Genomic DNA, 19664 nt, shown 5'->3' with positions numbered 1-19664 from the left:
TTTTCTAAAAATTCAAAATTAATTAACAGATTTCTAGAAAGACTATATCTTTTAGTATAAACGTATTAATTTCACAGAGACAAGTAATCTGTGTTTTACTAATATACTTTACATACAAAAAACTCTTTACTTTAAAATGAACTAAGCTCGCGAATTCAATAAGTATAATGAATAATATTAGAATTCATGCACTAGTTTATTAAAATAAAGAGTAATTTAAAATATCATTCCGTGTATTAAAGTGAATGGAAATGATTAGTTATTATTTTTAACAGTATCTTTTTGTTCAATAGCTTCTAACATTAATTTAGTCATGCTCGCTAAATCATATTTAGGATCAAATCCCCATTCGCCACGTGAACAGCTTGTATCAATAGAATCCGGCCAACTATTAGCGATACCTTGTCTAATAGGATCAACATCGTAATCTAATGTAAAATTGGGATAGTATTCTTGAATTGCTTCTTTTACCATCTCTGGATCAAAACTCATTGCGCTCAAATTATAACCATTTCTAGTTTCTAATTTAGCGTCGTCTGCTTCCATAAGTTTAATAATTGCTTCAATTGCATCATCCATATACATCATATCCATATACGTGCCTTTATCTATGAAGCTTGTATAATGACCCTCTCTTACTGCTTTGAAGTATATTTCAACAGCATAGTCTGTAGTACCGCCACCTGGCTCTTTAACATGCGAGATTAAACCTGGGAATCTAACACTTCTTGTATCTACACCAAAACGTTTGAAATAGTATTGACACAATAATTCTCCAGCTACTTTATTTACACCATACATTGTCGTAGGTTGCTGAATCGTTACTTGTGGCGTATTAACTTTAGGAGTTGAGTCTCCAAATGCACCAATTGAACTTGGTGTGAAAAAGTGCAAATTATAAGTTCTTGCAGCTTCTAATGCATTCATTAATCCACCCATATTTAAATCCCAAGCTAGAATTGGATTTTTCTCAGCAGTTGCTGATAATAATGCTGCCATATGCATTAGACTATCCGCTTCAAAGTCCCTAACTAACTCAAACATACGGTCACGATCTGTTACGTCTAAGATTTCAAATGGTCCATTTTGTACAGGTGAGTCTGCTTCAGGTTCCCTAATATCTGTAGCAAGAACATTATCTGTCCCATAAATTTCTCTGCACTTAACAACTAATTCTGTACCAATTTGTCCTAATGCACCAGTAATCATAATTTTTTTCATAGAAATATCTCCTTTGTCTCTTCTATATAGCTATAGTCCATCACAAGCGGACATAATATTCATTTTCATAATAATTATAATATAAAAGCGCTTTCTTGTATATATGACATGTACATGTTGCTGATATTTCTGTAAATGGAAATTCTAGTTGTATTAATTGATTTTAGTAATTTATAGCGTTTATTATTGCTAATTACTGTCAAATTAAATTTTTTATCCCTCAACTCTTAAACTCTGGATATCTTTCATTATATTAGCTTTTTTATAACCATGGATATCATGTAAAGCCTTATAAGCTTTAAATAATGTTTCATACCTTTGTACTTTTTCCGCTTCTGGATTAATTTCGTATAAAATTGGCTCTTTCATAGCATCAACTGCGTCATTAATTGAATTATGTGCGCCACCACTGACTGCACCTAATATTGCTGCGCCTATTGCTGGTGCATACTCACTATCCATAACAATTAGTTTTTTATTCAGTACATTCGCATAGATATCCATCATAACAGCATTCTTTTTAGGTATACCGCCACATGCAAATACCTTTTCTACTTCCATATGCCAATCTTGATACTGTTGCATAATCATCTTAGTACCAAATGCTGTAGCTTCTAAATATGCTCTATAAATATCCTCATGCTTAGTTTGTAAAGTTAATCCAAAGATACAACCTGTTAAATTGCTATCACTTAATACACTTCGATTTCCATTATGCCAATCAAGAGCAATGAGCCCACTTTCACCTGGCATTTGATGTTTTATCTTTTCATTCATTAATTCAAATACAGTCATATTTCTATTTTCTGCTTCATCTACATATGACTTTGGTGCTTGCTTAGCGACATACTCAAACAAATCACCTACTGCTGATTGCCCCGCTTCATAAGCAAATAATTCTGGAATAATTGCTCCTTTTACAGAACCTGATATACCTGGCACTTGATGTTGCTTTTCATTTAACATAAGATGGCATGTGCTTGTTCCCATCACCATAGTCATTTCTTTATCTTTTTCAGACCCAATACCTAATAAACTAGCATGGGCATCAATAATAAAAGGACTTACCATAGTTTCTTTTGATAATCCTAATTTCTGTGCCATTTTATCATCCAGTTTCCCTACTGCTTCACCAATATTAACAACCGGTGCAGATACTTTATCTTGAATTACTTTTGATAATTTGGGGTCTATTTTATCAAATAAATCATAATGAAACCCTGTTTCTTCTTCCCAAAATGCTTTGAAACCTAATCCACAATTCGAGCGTACATTTTTATTAGTTAATTTATTTACAATCCAATCGCCCGCTTCCATAATATAAGCCGTTTTTTCCATAATTTCTGGTGCTCGATTCATGACCTCCATTATTTTGGGAATCATCCATTCACTACTAACATTATATCCATAATGGCCTAACCACTTATTATTATTTTCAATAGCAGTTTGATATAATTTCTCTGCCTCTTTATATGCACCATGATGTTTCCAAAGTTTCACATACGCATGTGGATTGTTTTTAAATTGTTTTAAGTTATGTACCGGGTTAAGGTTTTCGTCAGTAAAAATAATAGTAGATGAAGTAAAGTCTATACCAATACCTACTATATTGTCTGGATCTATTTTTGATTCACGTACTATATATGATATTCCTTCTTCCATAATTTCTAAATAATCATTACTATTTTGAAGTGCATATGTATGTGGTATTTTCAAACCATTTAATTCACTCTCAATGACACCATGTGTATATGGTTTCACAAATTTTGATACTACTTGACCGTTAGTTGTATTAATTAAAAACACACGGCCTGAAGCAGTTCCATAATCAATTCCAATGCTATAAGACATCATGTTTCCTCCATATCGCTAGTTGCGGTTATTAGTTTTGCAAGCGTTTTCTTAAATCATACTCATAATAGGTTCTATTTTACAAGTATCACTTAAATTTTGCCAAAAAAAAGAGCCCTCATACATTTACATATGAGGCTCCTCTAATTAATATTTAATTATTTATTTTGTATTGCATTTAACATTTCATTAACTGCTAATTTTCCTAACTCATTTGAAGCTAAAGGACTGTCACCTGTTAATAATTTACGATCTTTTAACGTTCTTCCTGTCATATCGTCGTTAACTACTTTTAATCCTTGTTTAGTTAATAAATCAGCAACTAACCATTTCAAGCGTCCAGGTAAATAACCTATTTCAATATTTGCACCTTCATCTAATGAGTCAGGGAAGACACAAACAGAGTATCCTTCTAATGGAGATTTTTCTCTGTTAAGCCCTGCTGAAAGTAGTGCTGCTGGTCCATGACATAATGTAACTATAAAGCGGTCATTGTCTAATGCCCAATCTAATGTTTGTTGAACGTCCTCACTTTCAGAAATACCAACAACTGCAGCATGTCCGCCTGGGATAAAGACAGATAAATAGTCTGAATCAGGTCCTAATTCATTTTTAATCACATCTGCTAATTTTTTTGGCTGTTTTAATTTTTCTTTCAATTTATTATAAGTACTTATAACTGCCTCGTCTTCAGTTGGCATAGCCCATAATTCTAATTTAACTGGATAACCAGATAATGTCGCAACATCAACGTCAAAACCTGCTTCCATTAAATGATGTAAAGGTAATAACATTTCAACAGGATGATTACCCGTAGAGAACATTTTTCCATTTTCCAATAATACATATCGCTCTTCAGCAGCAATCATCAATACTTTCCATTTACCATCTTTATAGGCACCTTTGTGTTCAACACCATCAAAATCTGTTTTAGGTGCTGTATATTGACTAAGGGAATATGGTGATGGGAAAAATGCGTTATCTTCTGCTTTATCTGGCGTTGGTTGCTTACTTAATTCATTTACATCTTGTGACATAGTTTATTCCTACTTTCTCTATATAGTTACTACTAGTATAGACATATACTACACACTATAAACATGTATTACTATTAAAATGCTCATTATCAAAAATAATCAAAATGAATTTCTTTGAAAAAAATACAACTAAATTCTACAAGATGCTTTTAAAATTCAAACTTCAATTTTGGGGAGCACTAAACATTGATATACGAACTTACTGTTAATAAACTAAACATTAAAAAAAGCCCACGACAATATTTGCCGTGGGAATAAATAAATATTAAATCAACTTCATTTCTTTTCCTACTTTTTCATAAGCCGCAATTGCTTCATCTAACATGTCTTTTGTATGTGCAGCTGTAGGCATATTTCTTACACGTCCTGTACCTCTTGGTACTGTTGGGAAAACGATAGATTTCACATAGACACCTTCGTCTTTTAAACGCTTACTAAATTCTTGAGTTGTTTTTTCATCACCAATAATTACTGGTGTAATTGGAGTTTCTGACTCACCTGTATCATATCCTAATTTTGACAATCCATTTTTTAAATATTGTGCATTGTTCCATAATTTATCATGTAATTCAGTTGAATCCATTAACTTTTTAACTGCTTCAGTTATTGCTTTGGTATCCCCAGGTGCTAATGATGTAGAGAATAAGAATGGTCGTGATTGTGCTTTTAACCAATCTATTAACTCTTTTGTACCTGCTACATAACCGCCAACGACACCAATTGCTTTAGAAAGCGTACCTATTTGGAAATCGATTTTATCTTGTAAACCAAAATGTTTAACCGTACCAGCGCCTTTACCCATAACACCTGAACCATGAGCGTCGTCAACATAAGTTAATAAACCAAATTCTTCTGCAATTTCTACAATTTCAGGTAATTTAGCCACATCACCATCCATACTAAAAACGCCATCAGTGATATACATCACTTTATTGTATTGACCTGATTCAACTGCTTCTTTTGCTTTCGCACGTAAATCATCCATGTCTGAATGGTTAACTCGAATAATTTTAGCTTTAGATAAGCGACATCCATCAATAATTGATGCATGATTAAGCTCATCTGATAAAATAGCATCATTTTTATTCATGACAGCTGAAATAGCAGCCATATTACAATTAAATCCTGATTGATAAGCTATTGCAGCTTCTGTTCCTTTAAATTTTGCTAGTGTTTCTTCTAATTCGTCGTGTAAATCTAATGTACCATTGATTGTACGAACAGCGCCTGCACCTACACCATGTGTATCAATAGCTGCTTTTGCAGCTGATTTCAAATCTTCATTTGTTGCTAGTCCTAAATAATTATTTGAAGATAAGTTAATGTATGATTTCCCATTGATTTTGATTTCTGGTCCGTTTGCACCTTCAATTGTATCTATTTCATTATACAAACCATTTTCTTTTAGATAATTTATATTTTCCTCTAAAAACTCATGTAATGATTGAACCACAGTATATAATCCCCCTTAAGTATTGTTTGGTAATACCTTTATCATACAGTAATTCTACATAACTTGAAAGCCTTATCATTCATAGATAAAATATCTCAAAGCAATCATTTAGTACGATAATTTCATAAAATGTTATACTATAAACATTATTTTAGAAAGTAGTGATAAGGGTGTTAGATTGGTTCCAACTAGCAAATAATAAAGAAAATAAAACAATTCAACTCAGACGTTATTTACACCAATATCCTGAGTTATCTTTTGAAGAATTTCAAACACATGATTATATTGTTAACCAATTAAGCCAGTTATCTTGTGATATTGAAACTCCTATCGGCCGCAATGGTATCAAAGCCACATTTAAAGGCTTGGGCACAGGACCTACCATTGCATTAAGAGCTGACTTTGATGCGTTACCTGTCGAGGAATTAAACGATGTGCCTTATAAGTCTAAAAATCCAGGATGTATGCATGCGTGTGGGCATGATGGTCATACAGCAATTTTACTTACTGTAGCAGAGATTTTAGATGAACATAAACATTTATTAGAAGGTAATGTTGTATTAATATTCCAGTACGGTGAAGAAATCATGCCAGGTGGTTCTCAAGAAATGATAGATGCTGGATGTCTGGAAAATGTAGATAGAATTTACGGTACACATTTATGGAGTGGTTATCCTACTGGAACTATTCATTCACGTGCGGGGGCAATCATGGCCTCTCCAGATGAATTTAGCGTCACATTTAAAGGTCGTGGTGGTCATGGTGCCAAACCTCATGAAACCATTGACCCAATAGTAATCATGGCAGAGTTCATTTTAAGTGCACAAAAAATAATTTCACGTACGATCGATCCAGTTAAACAAGCTGTACTTTCATTTGGAATGATTCAAGCAGGCACCACAGATAGCGTTATTCCTGATCAAGCATTTTGTAAAGGTACAGTTAGAACTTTCGATTCAGATATACAGAATCATGTAATGGACAAAATGGATAAGCTTCTACAAGGTTTAGCAATAGCAAATGATATTAACTATGATTTGAATTATATTAAAGGGTATTTGCCTGTCCATAATAACGAGAAAGCATATCAAGTTATTAAAGAAGCAACAAATGACTTACATGTACGCTTTAATGAATCAGATTTAATGATGATTGGAGAAGATTTTTCACATTATTTGAAAGTACGACCAGGTGCATTCTTTCTGACTGGTTGTGGTAATGAAAGTAAAGGTATTACAGCGCCACACCATAATCCCAAATTTGATATTGATGAAAAATCATTAAAATACGCTGTAGCTGTATTTTTAAAAATCATAGAATTAGAGCAAGTATTTAAAACAAATTAAGCATTTAAATTAATTGAAAGATATGAATCTGAGACATAAACTAATGAAATGCTCCCTTCAAAGTAGACATTGAAAAAATGAAAACTTTGAAGGGAGCATTTTACAATGTCCAAGACTCAACAATTTTATTTAAACAGTATTATCAGTTATAAGTTTTATTAGTCAGTCTTTCATCAATTATTGTTCTTCTAAATCGAATAGCCATTACAAAATTTACACATTAAAAAAAGACCCCTCGATTGAGGGATCTTCTTTTTATATAAAATCTAAGAAATTAGAAATTATTTAATGATTTCAGTAACAACGCCTGATCCTACAGTACGTCCACCTTCACGGATTGAGAAACGAGTACCGTCTTCAATCGCGATTGGAGCGATTAATTCTACTGTCATTTCAACGTTATCACCAGGCATTACCATTTCAGTACCTTCTGGTAAGTGAACAACACCAGTTACGTCAGTAGTACGGAAATAGAATTGTGGACGATAGTTTGAGAAGAATGGAGTGTGACGTCCACCTTCGTCTTTTGATAATACGTATACTTCTGCTTTGAATTCAGTATGTGGTGTAATTGAACCAGGAGCAGCTAATACTTGACCACGTTGTACGTCTTCACGAGCAACACCACGTAATAATGCACCAATGTTGTCACCAGCTTCAGCGTAGTCTAATAATTTACGGAACATTTCAACACCTGTAACAGTTGTTTTAGATGTGTCATGTAAACCGATGATTTCAACTTCTTCACCAACTTTGATTTGACCACGTTCAACACGGCCTGTAGCAACAGTACCACGACCAGTGATTGAGAATACGTCCTCAACTGGCATCATGAATGGTTTGTCAGAATCACGTTCTGGAGTTGGAATGTAAGTATCTACAGCTTCCATTAATTCTAAGATTTTTTCTTCGTATTGAGCATCGCCTTCTAAAGCTTTTAATGCTGAACCAGCGATTACAGGTACATCGTCACCTGGGAAGTCATATTCGCTTAATAAGTCACGAACTTCCATTTCTACTAATTCTAATAATTCTTCATCGTCAACCATGTCAACTTTGTTTAAGAATACTACTAATGCTGGTACACCAACGTTACGTGATAAAAGAATGTGTTCACGAGTTTGTGGCATTGGACCGTCAGCAGCAGATACTACTAAGATACCGCCGTCCATTTGAGCAGCACCAGTGATCATGTTTTTAACGTAGTCAGCGTGTCCTGGGCAGTCAACGTGAGCGTAGTGACGTTTGTCAGTTTGGTACTCAATGTGAGAAGTATTGATTGTGATACCACGTTCTTTTTCTTCTGGAGCGTTGTCAATCATGTCATATGATTGTGCAACTGAGTCACCATTTTTTGCTAATACAGTAGCGATTGCTGCTGTTAATGTTGTTTTACCATGGTCAACGTGACCGATAGTACCGATATTGGCATGTTCTTTAGAACGATCGAATTTTTCTTTTGCCATTATAAAATCTCTCCTATTCTAATTAAAAATAATATTTAAATTTATCTCTCATGATAGTTTCTCACCATCATGAGAAATTATTTATAGCGATGCAAAAAGAATTTTACAATTCTTTTATAATGCATTCACCCCAAAAAATCAAACTATAAAGATGATAGCTTACATTTAAGCTCACCTTGTATTTTAACCTAGGCTAGCTAGTCAAAACAAGTTATATTATTCACCTTTATTTTTCTTGATAATATCTTCAGCGATTGATTTTGGAACTTCAGCATAGTGATCGAAGTACATAGTGTAAGTACCGCGACCTTGAGTGTTTGAACGTAATGATGTTGCATAACCGAACATTTCTGAAAGTGGTACATAAGCATTAACAACTTGTGCATTACCACGAGGTTCCATACCATCAACACGTCCACGACGAGATGTTACGTCACCCATGATATCACCCATGTACTCTTCAGGCATTTCAATAGTTACTTTCATCATTGGTTCTAAGATTACAGGATCACATTTTTTAGCAGCTTCTTTAAGTGCTAATGATGCAGCAATTTTGAAGGCCATTTCAGATGAATCGACATCATGGTATGAACCATCATATAATTTAGCTTTAACATCAATTAAAGGATAACCTGCTAAAACACCATTTTCCATAGCATCTTTAAGACCAGCTTCTACTGATGGAATGTATTCACGAGGAACTACACCACCAACGATAGCGTTTTCGAATTCGAAACCTGCGCCTGTTTCGTTTGGTGTGAATTCAATGTGAACATCACCGTATTGACCACGACCACCAGATTGACGAGAGAATTTACCTTGAACTTGTGCAGATGATTTGAATGTTTCACGATATGAAACCATTGGAGCACCTACGTTACATTCAACGTTGAATTCTTTCTTCATACGGTCTACTAAGATGTCTAAGTGAAGCTCACCCATACCACCGATGATAACTTGTCCAGTTTCTTCGTCAGTGTGTGCATGGAATGTTGGGTCTTCTTCTTGTAATTTAACTAAAGCTTGAGTCATTTTATCTTGGTCAGCTTTAGATTTTGGCTCTACTGATAAGTGAATAACTGGCTCTGGGAATTCCATTGATTCCAAGATAATGTCATTTTTCTCACCACATAAAGTATCACCAGTACCTGTATCTTTAAGACCTACCGCAGCAGCGATATCTCCAGAGTATACAGTATCGATTTCTTGACGTGAGTTAGCGTGCATTTGTAATAAACGACCTACACGTTCACGTTTACCTTTAGTAGAGTTCTTAACGTATGAACCAGATGTCATTGTACCTGAATACACACGGAAGAATGTTAATTTACCAACATAAGGGTCAGTCATAACTTTGAACGCTAATGCAGCGAATTCAGCTGAATCGTCTGCTTTCGCGATTACTTCTTCTTCAGGGTTGCTAGCACGGTGACCAATAATTGGTTTAACGTCTAGTGGTGAAGGTAAGTAATCAATTACAGCGTCAAGCATTAATTGAACACCTTTGTTTTTGAAAGCTGTACCACAAAGTACTGGGTAGAATTCTACGTTAGTAGTAGCTTGGCGGATAGCTTCTTTTAATTCAGAAACTGAAATTTCTTCGTCACCAAGATATTTTTCCATTAATTCGTCGCTAGTTTCTGCAACTGCTTCGATTAAGCTAGCACGAGCTTCTTCAGCTCTATCTAAGTGGTCTTCAGGAATTTCAATTTCTTCAATTTCAGTACCTAAATCATTTGTATATTTGAAACATTTCATTTCAACTAAGTCAATGATTGCTTCGAATTCGTCTTCCGCACCAATTGGTAATTGGATTGGAGCAGCGTTAGCTTGTAAACGATCATGTAATGTACTTACAGAGTATTCGAAGTTAGCACCTAATTTGTCCATTTTGTTTACAAATACGATACGTGGAACACCATAAGTTGTAGCCTGACGCCAAACTGTTTCAGTTTGAGGTTCAACACCTGATTGTGCATCAAGTACTGTAACTGCTCCGTCAAGTACACGTAATGAACGTTCAACTTCTACAGTGAAGTCTACGTGTCCAGGTGTATCGATAATGTTTACACGGTGACCTTCCCAAGCTGCTGTTGTTGCAGCAGATGTGATAGTAATACCACGGTCTTGTTCTTGCTCCATCCAGTCCATTTGTGAAGCACCTTCGTGTGTTTCACCAATTTTGTGGATACGGCCAGTGTAATAAAGAATACGTTCAGTCGTAGTCGTTTTACCAGCATCAATGTGAGCCATGATACCGATATTACGAGTTTTTTCTAATGAAAATTCTCTAGCCATGTATTTTTTCTCCTTCCAGTTTATATTACTGAATAAATACGATAGATATGGCGATGCCCTAAGCATGAACGCTTAATGAAAATTCATTAATATAGAACACACTCAGGGTAAAAGCTTTTATCTTACCAACGGTAGTGAGCAAATGCTTTGTTTGCTTCAGCCATTTTGTGAGTGTCCTCACGTTTCTTAACGGCACCACCTGTATTATTTGCTGCATCTAAAATTTCGTTAGCTAAACGATCTTCCATCGTTTTTTCACCACGAAGACGTGCATAGTTAACTAACCAACGTAAACCTAAAGTAGTACGACGCTCTGGACGAACTTCTACTGGTACTTGATAGTTAGAACCACCTACGCGACGAGCTTTAACTTCTAATACTGGCATAATGTTGTTGATTGCTTCTTCGAATACTTCTAATGCATCACGACCACTGCGTTGTTCAACTAGGTCGAATGCTGAATAAAGAATTCTTTGTGCTGTTCCACGTTTACCATCTAACATAATTTTGTTAATTAATTTAGTTACTAACTTAGAGTTATGAATTGGATCTGGTAATACGTCTCTTTTAGGTACTGATCCTTTACGAGGCATAATGTAAATCCTCCCTTCCTTATATTAAATATTTTAAGTTTAAGATTTAATTAAAAACTAAATTCTTAGTTTTTAGGTTTCTTAGTTCCGTATAATGAACGACCTTGTCTACGTCCGTCAACACCTGAAGTATCAAGTGCTCCACGTACAATATGGTAACGCACACCTGGTAAGTCTTTTACACGTCCACCACGTACAAGTACAACACTGTGTTCTTGTAAGTTATGTCCGATACCAGGGATGTATGCGTTAATTTCGATGTTGTTTGATAAACGCACACGTGCATATTTACGTAACGCTGAGTTAGGTTTTTTAGGTGTCATTGTACCTACACGAGTACATACACCACGTTTTTGTGGTGAGTTTAAGTCAGTAAATTTTTTCTTTTTACTGTTGAAACCTTTATTTAAAGCTGGAGAATCTGATTTTTTGATTTTGCTTTGTCTTGGTTTACGTACTAATTGGTTAATAGTTGGCATGTGATATGTCCTCCTCTCTTCACTTTTTAATCCCACACATCCAGGTGGTTCATTTTTAGGTTAAATAAAATTTAGTAAGTAAAACACTTACTAATTCTCATTTAATCAATGCTACTATTGTCGCATTGACGTTAATACCTACATGTTTACCCAAAGCATGTTTGCTTTTGAAAAAAGATACAGGTATATTTTTCTGATTGATTTGGCTTAACACGCGAGTCATTAAATATACTTCAACGTCTTCAGCAATAATCAAAGATGTAACTTGATCTTTCTTTAACGCTTTAAGCGTTTCTTTAAGACCAACTACAAAATGTTGTTTGTTAAAGCGTGCAACTTTTTCCTTAGACAATAATTTATCCTCCAAAGTTCTGCTTGCATCAACCTTTAATATATTAACATTGAACAAGAGAATTCGTCAACATTAAATCAAATAATTTACATAAAAATAACAAGAGGCTAAAGCATTAGCCTCTGTTATATACTTGTTATTCCGTTACTTCAGTTTGAGATTCAACTTCTGCAACTGGTTTAGCTGTTTTTTCGTATTTTACGTCGCTATAACGTCTCATACCAGTACCAGCTGGAATTAACTTACCAATAATTACGTTTTCTTTAAGACCTAATAAGTCATCACGCTTACCTTTAATTGCTGCATCTGTAAGAACTCTTGTTGTTTCTTGGAATGATGCTGCAGATAAGAAACTTTCTGTTTCAAGTGATGCTTTAGTAATACCAAGTAATACTGGTTTAGCTGTTGCAGGACGCTTACGGTGTTTAAATGCTTCTCTATTTGCATCTGTAAAGTTATGAATATCAACTAATGAACCTGGTAATAACTTCGTATCACCTGCTTCGATAATTCTAACTTTACGTAACATTTGTCGAACCATAACCTCAACGTGTTTATCGTCGATTTCTACACCTTGCATACGGTAAACTTTTTGTACTTCTTTTAATAAGTAGCTTTCAGTCGCGTTTAATCCAGCAACAGATAAGTAATTCTTAGGTTCAATAGAACCTTCAGTTAATACTTCACCACGTTGAACTGGTTGACCGATTTCTACAATAATTCTTGAAGTACCTGAAGCAAGGTATGATCTTGTTTCATTAGCACCTTTAACAACAATTTCTTGTTGTCTATCTTTTGCTAATTTAATATCTTCTACGACACCTTCGATTTCCGTAATTACCGCTTGACCTTTAGGGTTACGTGCTTCGAAAATCTCTTGAATACGAGGAAGACCTTGTGTGATATCGCTACCTGCTACCCCACCTGTATGGAATGTACGCATTGTAAGCTGTGTACCTGGTTCACCGATAGATTGGGCTGCAATTGTACCAACTGCTTCACCAACTTCAACTTTTTCACCAGTAGCAAGGTTTTTACCGTAACATTTTTCACAAACACCATGTCGTGCGTTACAAGTAAATGCTGAGCGAATATACATTTGTTCAATACCAGCATCTGTAATTTTCTTAGCAATTTCAGGTGTAATTAATTCATCAGGACGAATGATTATTTCATCAGTTTCAGGATGACGAATTGTTTCTTTAGAATAACGACCTTCAATACGTTCGATAAATGGTTCAATCATTTCTGTACCTTCTTTAATATCAGAAACTAATAAACCTCTATCAGTACCACAGTCTTCTTCACGAACAATAACATCTTGTGCCACGTCAACAAGACGACGAGTAAGATATCCTGAGTCAGCTGTTTTAAGTGCTGTATCGGCAAGACCTTTACGTGCACCGTGAGTTGAGATGAAGTATTCAAGTACTGTTAAACCTTCACGGAATGAAGATGTGATTGGTAATTCGATAATCTTACCAGATGGTGCGGCCATCAATCCACGCATACCTGCTAACTGTGTAAAGTTAGATGCGTTACCACGGGCACCTGAATCACTCATCATGAAGATTGGGTTAGTTTTATCAAGTGATTGCATCAATTCACCTTGAATTTGATCTTTTGCATCTGTCCAAATTTCAACAACTGCATTATATCTTTCTTCTTCAGTGATTAAACCACGGTTGAATTGTTTTGTAATTCTGTCGACTAATTTTTCATGCTCATCAAGTATTTGTTGCTTATCAGGTAATACTACGATATCAGCAACACCTACTGTAATACCAGCTTTAGATGAGAATTTGAATCCTAAGTCTTTCATACGGTCTAACATCATTGATGTATCAGTGATGCTAAATCTGTTGAATACTTCTGCAATAATATTACCTAAGAATTTTTTGTTGAAAGGTTCAATTAATTCTTCATTTTCAAAGTATTCTTTTAATCCACCTTCACCTAAAGTTGTAGGATCGATGAAATATCTGTTTGGTGTCTTTCTTTCTAAGTTTTCTTGCGTAGGTTCATTAATATAAGCAAATGAATCTGGAATGATTTCATTGAATATAATTTTACCTACTGACGTAGCAAGAATCTTTTTGTTTTGTTCTTCAGTAAATGTTGGATTATTGAACGAACTTGCATGTACACCAATTCTAGTGTGTAAATGTACAAAGCCATTTGCATATGCTTTTAATACTTCATTTGTATTATTAAAGATTGCGCCTGTATTTACTGCATCTTTTCTTTCTAAAGTAAGGTAATAGTTACCAAGTACCATATCTTGTGATGGTGTAACTACAGGTTTACCATCTTTAGGGTTCAAGATGTTTTGTGCTGCTAACATCAACATTCTTGCTTCAGCTTGTGCCTCTTTTGATAAAGGAACGTGAACCGCCATTTGGTCACCGTCAAAGTCAGCGTTATAAGCTGTTGTTACAAGTGGATGTAGACGAATCGCACGACCTTCAACTAAAGTTGGTTCAAATGCTTGAATACCAAGTCTATGAAGTGTTGGTGCACGGTTAAGTAATACAGGATGTTCTCTAATTACTTCTTCCAATACGTCCCAAACTTCATCATCCATACGTTCGATTTTACTCTTCGCATTTTTAATGTTAGTTGCAATTTCACGTTGAACTAATTCTTTCATTACGAATGGTTTAAATAGTTCAAGTGCCATTTCTTTTGGTAAACCACATTGGTACATTTTCAAGCTTGGACCTACTGCAATAACTGAACGTCCTGAATAGTCAACACGTTTACCAAGTAAGTTTTGACGGAAACGACCTTGTTTACCTTTTAACATATGAGATAAAGATTTTAATGGACGGTTACCTGGGCCAGTAACTGGACGACCACGACGACCATTATCAATTAAAGCGTCAACGGCTTCTTGTAACATACGTTTTTCGTTTTGAACGATGATACCAGGTGCACCTAAATCTAATAAACGTTTCAAACGATTATTTCGATTAATTACACGACGGTATAAGTCGTTTAAGTCACTTGTTGCAAATCGTCCACCATCTAATTGAACCATTGGACGAATTTCTGGTGGGATGATTGGAAGTACATCTAAAATCATCCATGAAGGTTTGTTACCTGAATTACGGAATGATTCAACAACTTCTAAACGTTTAATTGCACGAGTAAGTCTTTGACCAGTAGCTGATTCCAACTCATCGCGTAACAATTTAAGTTCTTCGTCAAGATCAATCTCTTCAAGTAAATCTTTAATACCTTCTGCACCCATTTTTGCAACGAATTGACCTGGGTATTTATCATAATAATCTCTGAATTCAGCTTCAGATAATAAAGTTTTCTTTTCTAAACCAGTTGGACCTGGATCTACAACAACATAAGAAGCAAAGTAAATAACTTCTTCTAATGCTCTTGGTGACATGTCAAGTAATAATCCCATACGACTTGGTATACCTTTGAAATACCAAATGTGAGAAACTGGAGCAGCAAGTTCAATGTGACCCATTCTTTCACGACGTACTTTAGATTTAGTTACTTCAACTCCACATCTGTCACAGACCATGCCTTTGTAGCGAACACGTTTGTATTTACCACAACTACATTCCCAGTCTTTTGTAGGTCCGAAAATTCTTTCACAGAATAGACCATCTTTTTCAGGTTTTAATGTACGGTAGTTGATTGTTTCAGGTTTTTTAACTTCACCAAAAGACCAAGAACGGATTTTTTCAGGTGAAGCCAATCCTATTTTCATATAATGGAAATTATTTACATCAATCAAGGAGCCTACCTCCTTCAATTTAGATTAGCTGTGCTATTTGATTGATTTGCATTTATTTAAAATGGCTTAAAGTACTAAACTGAATCATCAATAAAATTCAGCTTAGTATCTTTTTGCCTGTTTTGTAAATTGCGTATTAATCAGTAACTTCTTTTTGTGTTTCAGGAGCATCATTTTGTTGTAAATCTACTTTGCGTTCTACAACATCATCGTCATCAACGTCTGTCATTTCGATTTCATTATCTTGCTCATCCATAACTTTTACATCTAAACCTAAACTTTGTAATTCTTTCATCAATACTCGGAATGATTCTGGAACACTTGGTCTAGAGATGTTTTCACCTTTAACAATAGCCTCGTATGTTTTCACACGTCCTACTGTATCATCGGATTTGTAAGTTAAGATTTCTTGTAATGTGTATGCAGCACCATATGCTTCAAGTGCCCATACCTCCATCTCACCAAAACGTTGTCCACCGAATTGCGCTTTACCGCCAAGTGGTTGTTGTGTAACAAGTGAATATGGTCCTGTTGAACGCGCATGTAATTTATCATCAACCATGTGCGCAAGTTTCAACATGTACATTACACCTACTGAAATACGGTTATCGAATGGTTCACCTGTACGTCCATCATAAAGTACAGTTTTACCATCACGAGCCATACCAGCTTCTTCAATTGTTGACCATACATCGTCATCGTTTGCACCGTCAAATACTGGTGATGCAACGTGAATACCAAGATTTTTAGCAGCCATACCTAAGTGTAGCTCTAATACTTGTCCGATGTTCATACGAGATGGTACACCAAGAGGATTTAACATGATATCGATCGGACGTCCATCTGGTAAGTAAGGCATATCTTCTTCAGGAACAATCTTAGAAATGACACCTTTGTTACCATGTCGACCACACATCTTATCACCAACATGAATTTTACGTTTTTGAACGATATATACACGTACTAATTGGTTTACACCAGGTGATAATGTATCGTCGCCTTCTTCACGATTGAATACTTTTACATCAAGAACGATACCGCCAGCGCCGTGAGGTACACGTAATGAAGTATCTCTAACTTCACGTGCTTTTTCACCAAAGATTGCATGTAACAATCTTTCTTCGGCAGTTAACTCAGTTACACCTTTAGGCGTTACTTTACCAACTAAAATATCTCCATCTTTTACTTCTGCACCAATATAAACGATACCACGATCGTCTAAGTTCTTAAGTGCACTTTCAGAAACATTAGGAATATCTCTTGTGATTTCTTCAGGTCCTAACTTAGTATCACGTGCTTCTGATTCATACTCTTCAATATGAATAGAAGTATACACGTCATCTTTCACAAGTCTTTCACTCATGATAACGGCATCCTCATAGTTGTAACCGTCCCAAGTCATGAAACCAACTACTACGTTTCTACCTAATGCCATTTCTCCTAATTCCATAGATGGTCCATCTGCTAAAATCTCGTTATACTCAACAACATCTCCAACTGCAACGATTGGACGTTGGTTGTAACATGTACCTGAGTTTGAACGTTTAAATTTAGCTAATGGATAGCGATCTAATTCACCTTCATGCTCAACGCCGTTCTCTTCAACTAGACGACGAACAAGAATTTCATTAGATTCAACATGTTCAACACGACCTCTGTGCTTAGCTGTAATAGCCGCACCAGAATCACGTGCTGCAACGTGTTCCATACCTGTACCAACAAATGGTGCTTCTGGATTCATCAAAGGCACTGCTTGACGTTGCATGTTCGCACCCATCAATGCACGGTTTGAGTCATCATTTTCTAAGAATGGAATACATGCTGTCGCTGCTGAAACAACTTGCTTCGGCGATACATCCATATAATCCATTTTTTCTTTAGCCATAACTGTATTGTTACCACGGAAACGACATACAACTTCATCATCCATGAAACGACCATTTTCATCTAATTTAGAGTTTGCTTGTGCTACAACATAGCTATCTTCTTCGTCAGCTGTTAAATAGTCAATTTGATCAGTGATAGCATGTGTATCTAAATCAACTTTACGATATGGTGTTTCAATAAAGCCGAATTCATTTACACGTGCATAACTTGATAATGAGTTAATCAATCCAATGTTTGGTCCCTCAGGTGTTTCAATTGGACACATACGGCCATAGTGAGAGTAGTGAACGTCACGTACTTCCATTTGAGCACGTTCACGTGTTAAACCACCAGGTCCTAATGCTGATAGACGACGTTTATGCGTTAACTCAGCTAATGGGTTTGCTTGGTCCATGAATTGTGATAATTGAGAGCTACCAAAGAATTCTTTAATAGATGCAATAACAGGTCGAATATTAATTAATTGTTGAGGTGTGATAGACTCAGTATCTTGAATTGACATTCTTTCACGTACAACTCTTTCCATTCTTGATAAACCGATACGGAATTGGTTTTGTAGTAATTCACCTACAGAACGTAAACGACGGTTACCTAAATGGTCAATATCATCTGTATATCCAATACCGCTTAATAAGTTAAAGAAGTAACTCATTGAAGCAATGATATCTGCTGGTGTAATGCATTTAACTTCTGAGTCAGGGAAAGCATTACCAATTACAGTTGTCGTACGACCTTCATCATCGTTAGGAACATATACTTTAATTGATTGAATTTCTACTGGCTCGTCTATAACGCTACCATGCAATTCAAACACTTCGCTGTTTGCATTTGATTCAAGTACATCCATGATTTCGTCGATTTTACGACGATCAAGCACTGTACCTTCTTCAACTACAATTTCACCAGTTTCAGTATTTACAATTGGCTCAGCTAATTTTTGATTAAATAAACGATGTTTTAAATGTAATTTTTTGTTTGTTTTATAACGACCCACGCTTGCTAAGTCATAGCGTTTTGGATCAAAGAAACGTGAATACAATAGACTTTTAGCATTTTCAACAGTTGGTGGTTCACCTGGACGTAAACGTTCATAGATTTCTAATAACGCTTGTTCAGTGTTTTCAGTGCCGTCTTTCTCTAAAGTATTACGTAAATATTCATTGTCACCTAAAAGGTCAACAATTTCTTGGTCGCTTGAGAAACCTAATGCACGTAACAATACTGTTAATGGTAGTTTACGTGTTCTATCAATACGTACGTATACAACATCTTTAGCATCTGTTTCATATTCTAACCATGCACCACGGTTTGGAATAATTGTTGCATCATAGTTTTCACGACCATTTTTGTCGATTTTTTCATTGAAATAAACGGATGGTGAACGAACTAATTGAGATACGATTACACGTTCTGCACCATTGATAACGAACGTACCTGTATCAGTCATTAATGGGAAATCACCCATAAAGACTTCTTGTTCTTTAACTTCTCCTGTTTCTTTAATGATTAGACGCACTTTTACACGAAGAGGTGCAGCATAAGTAGCGTCACGGTTTTTAGATTCTTCTAAATCATATTTTGGTTCTCCTAAACGGTAATCCACAAACTCTAATGACAAATTACCAGTAAAATCTTCAATTGGAGAAATGTCTCTAAACATTTCGATTAAACCTTCTCTTAGGAACCACTCGTAAGATTTAGTTTGAATTTCTATTAAGTTTGGTAATTCTAATACTTCTGAAATTCTCGCGTAGTTTCTACGTTTACGATGTCTTCCATATTGGACAACTTGACCTGCCAAACAGATTCACCCCTCAAAAATTATGTGATCCGCTTTTAGCTAAATACCATAAGCATATTAATAAAAAGACAAAAAGAAAACGGCAACACTAATGATGACACCATTTTCGATTCTATATTT

At 35.4% G+C, this 19664-nt stretch carries 12 protein-coding genes; 1 reads left to right on the top strand and 11 read right to left on the bottom strand.

Annotated features, from left to right (window positions below):
• Positions 1-255: 255 nt before the first annotated feature.
• The 4 genes from JG553_RS00220 to JG553_RS00205 all read right to left on the bottom strand — a co-directional run bounded on the left by JG553_RS00220 (position 256) and on the right by JG553_RS00205 (position 5562).
• Positions 256-1221, bottom strand: a complete 966-nt coding sequence (locus JG553_RS00220) for an NAD-dependent epimerase/dehydratase family protein (protein WP_000723301.1) — start codon at positions 1219-1221, stop codon at positions 256-258.
• A gap of 213 nt (positions 1222-1434) precedes the next feature.
• Entirely contained in the window at positions 1435-3072 is a 1638-nt protein-coding gene (locus tag JG553_RS00215; RefSeq protein WP_000122340.1) for a ribulokinase, read from the bottom strand.
• 158 nt (positions 3073-3230) lie between these two features.
• Positions 3231-4109 (bottom strand): glyoxalase III HchA, encoded by an 879-nt coding sequence (gene hchA, locus JG553_RS00210; protein ID WP_000076404.1) that lies wholly within the window; start codon positions 4107-4109, stop codon positions 3231-3233.
• Between the two features lie 265 nt (positions 4110-4374).
• A complete protein-coding gene (locus tag JG553_RS00205) occupies positions 4375-5562 on the bottom strand; it encodes a glycine C-acetyltransferase (RefSeq protein ID WP_000250824.1) in 1188 nt (395 codons plus the stop codon).
• 170 nt (positions 5563-5732) lie between these two features.
• Here JG553_RS00205 and JG553_RS00200 point away from each other — a divergent pair, with 170 nt between their 5' ends.
• On the top strand, positions 5733-6908 hold the full coding sequence (locus JG553_RS00200) for a M20 family metallopeptidase (protein ID WP_000887915.1): 1176 nt from the start codon (positions 5733-5735) through the stop codon (positions 6906-6908).
• Positions 6909-7189: 281 nt separating this feature from the next.
• On the opposite strand, the gene tuf is transcribed toward JG553_RS00200, so the two are convergent.
• The 7 genes from tuf to rpoB all read right to left on the bottom strand — a co-directional run bounded on the left by tuf (position 7190) and on the right by rpoB (position 19544).
• Positions 7190-8374, bottom strand: coding sequence for an elongation factor Tu (tuf, locus tag JG553_RS00195; protein ID WP_001040568.1), 1185 nt, complete (start codon positions 8372-8374; stop codon positions 7190-7192).
• Between the two features lie 216 nt (positions 8375-8590).
• The gene (gene fusA / locus JG553_RS00190) at positions 8591-10672 is read right to left on the bottom strand and encodes an elongation factor G (protein WP_000090315.1); all 2082 of its coding nucleotides are present in this window, start codon (positions 10670-10672) and stop codon (positions 8591-8593) included.
• 122 nt (positions 10673-10794) lie between these two features.
• Entirely contained in the window at positions 10795-11265 is a 471-nt protein-coding gene (rpsG, locus tag JG553_RS00185) for a 30S ribosomal protein S7 (RefSeq protein WP_001137495.1), read from the bottom strand.
• 65 nt (positions 11266-11330) lie between these two features.
• Positions 11331-11744: a 30S ribosomal protein S12 gene (gene rpsL, locus JG553_RS00180; RefSeq protein ID WP_001142337.1), complete on the bottom strand. Its 414-nt coding sequence runs from the start codon at positions 11742-11744 to the stop codon at positions 11331-11333.
• A 97-nt stretch (positions 11745-11841) separates the two neighbouring features.
• The gene (locus JG553_RS00175) at positions 11842-12096 is read right to left on the bottom strand and encodes a ribosomal L7Ae/L30e/S12e/Gadd45 family protein (protein ID WP_000031892.1); all 255 of its coding nucleotides are present in this window, start codon (positions 12094-12096) and stop codon (positions 11842-11844) included.
• 136 nt (positions 12097-12232) lie between these two features.
• The gene (gene rpoC / locus JG553_RS00170) at positions 12233-15829 is read right to left on the bottom strand and encodes a DNA-directed RNA polymerase subunit beta' (protein ID WP_001788197.1); all 3597 of its coding nucleotides are present in this window, start codon (positions 15827-15829) and stop codon (positions 12233-12235) included.
• 163 nt (positions 15830-15992) lie between these two features.
• On the bottom strand, positions 15993-19544 hold the full coding sequence (gene rpoB / locus JG553_RS00165) for a DNA-directed RNA polymerase subunit beta (RefSeq protein WP_000918667.1): 3552 nt from the start codon (positions 19542-19544) through the stop codon (positions 15993-15995).
• Between the last annotated feature and the right edge of the window lie 120 nt (positions 19545-19664).

It is taken from the genome of Staphylococcus sp. T93 (assembly GCF_016743875.1).
Lineage (GTDB): Bacteria > Bacillota > Bacilli > Staphylococcales > Staphylococcaceae > Staphylococcus > Staphylococcus aureus.
The sequence above is the reverse complement of the archived record's forward strand: the minus strand, read 5'-3'. Positions and strand labels throughout refer to the sequence as shown.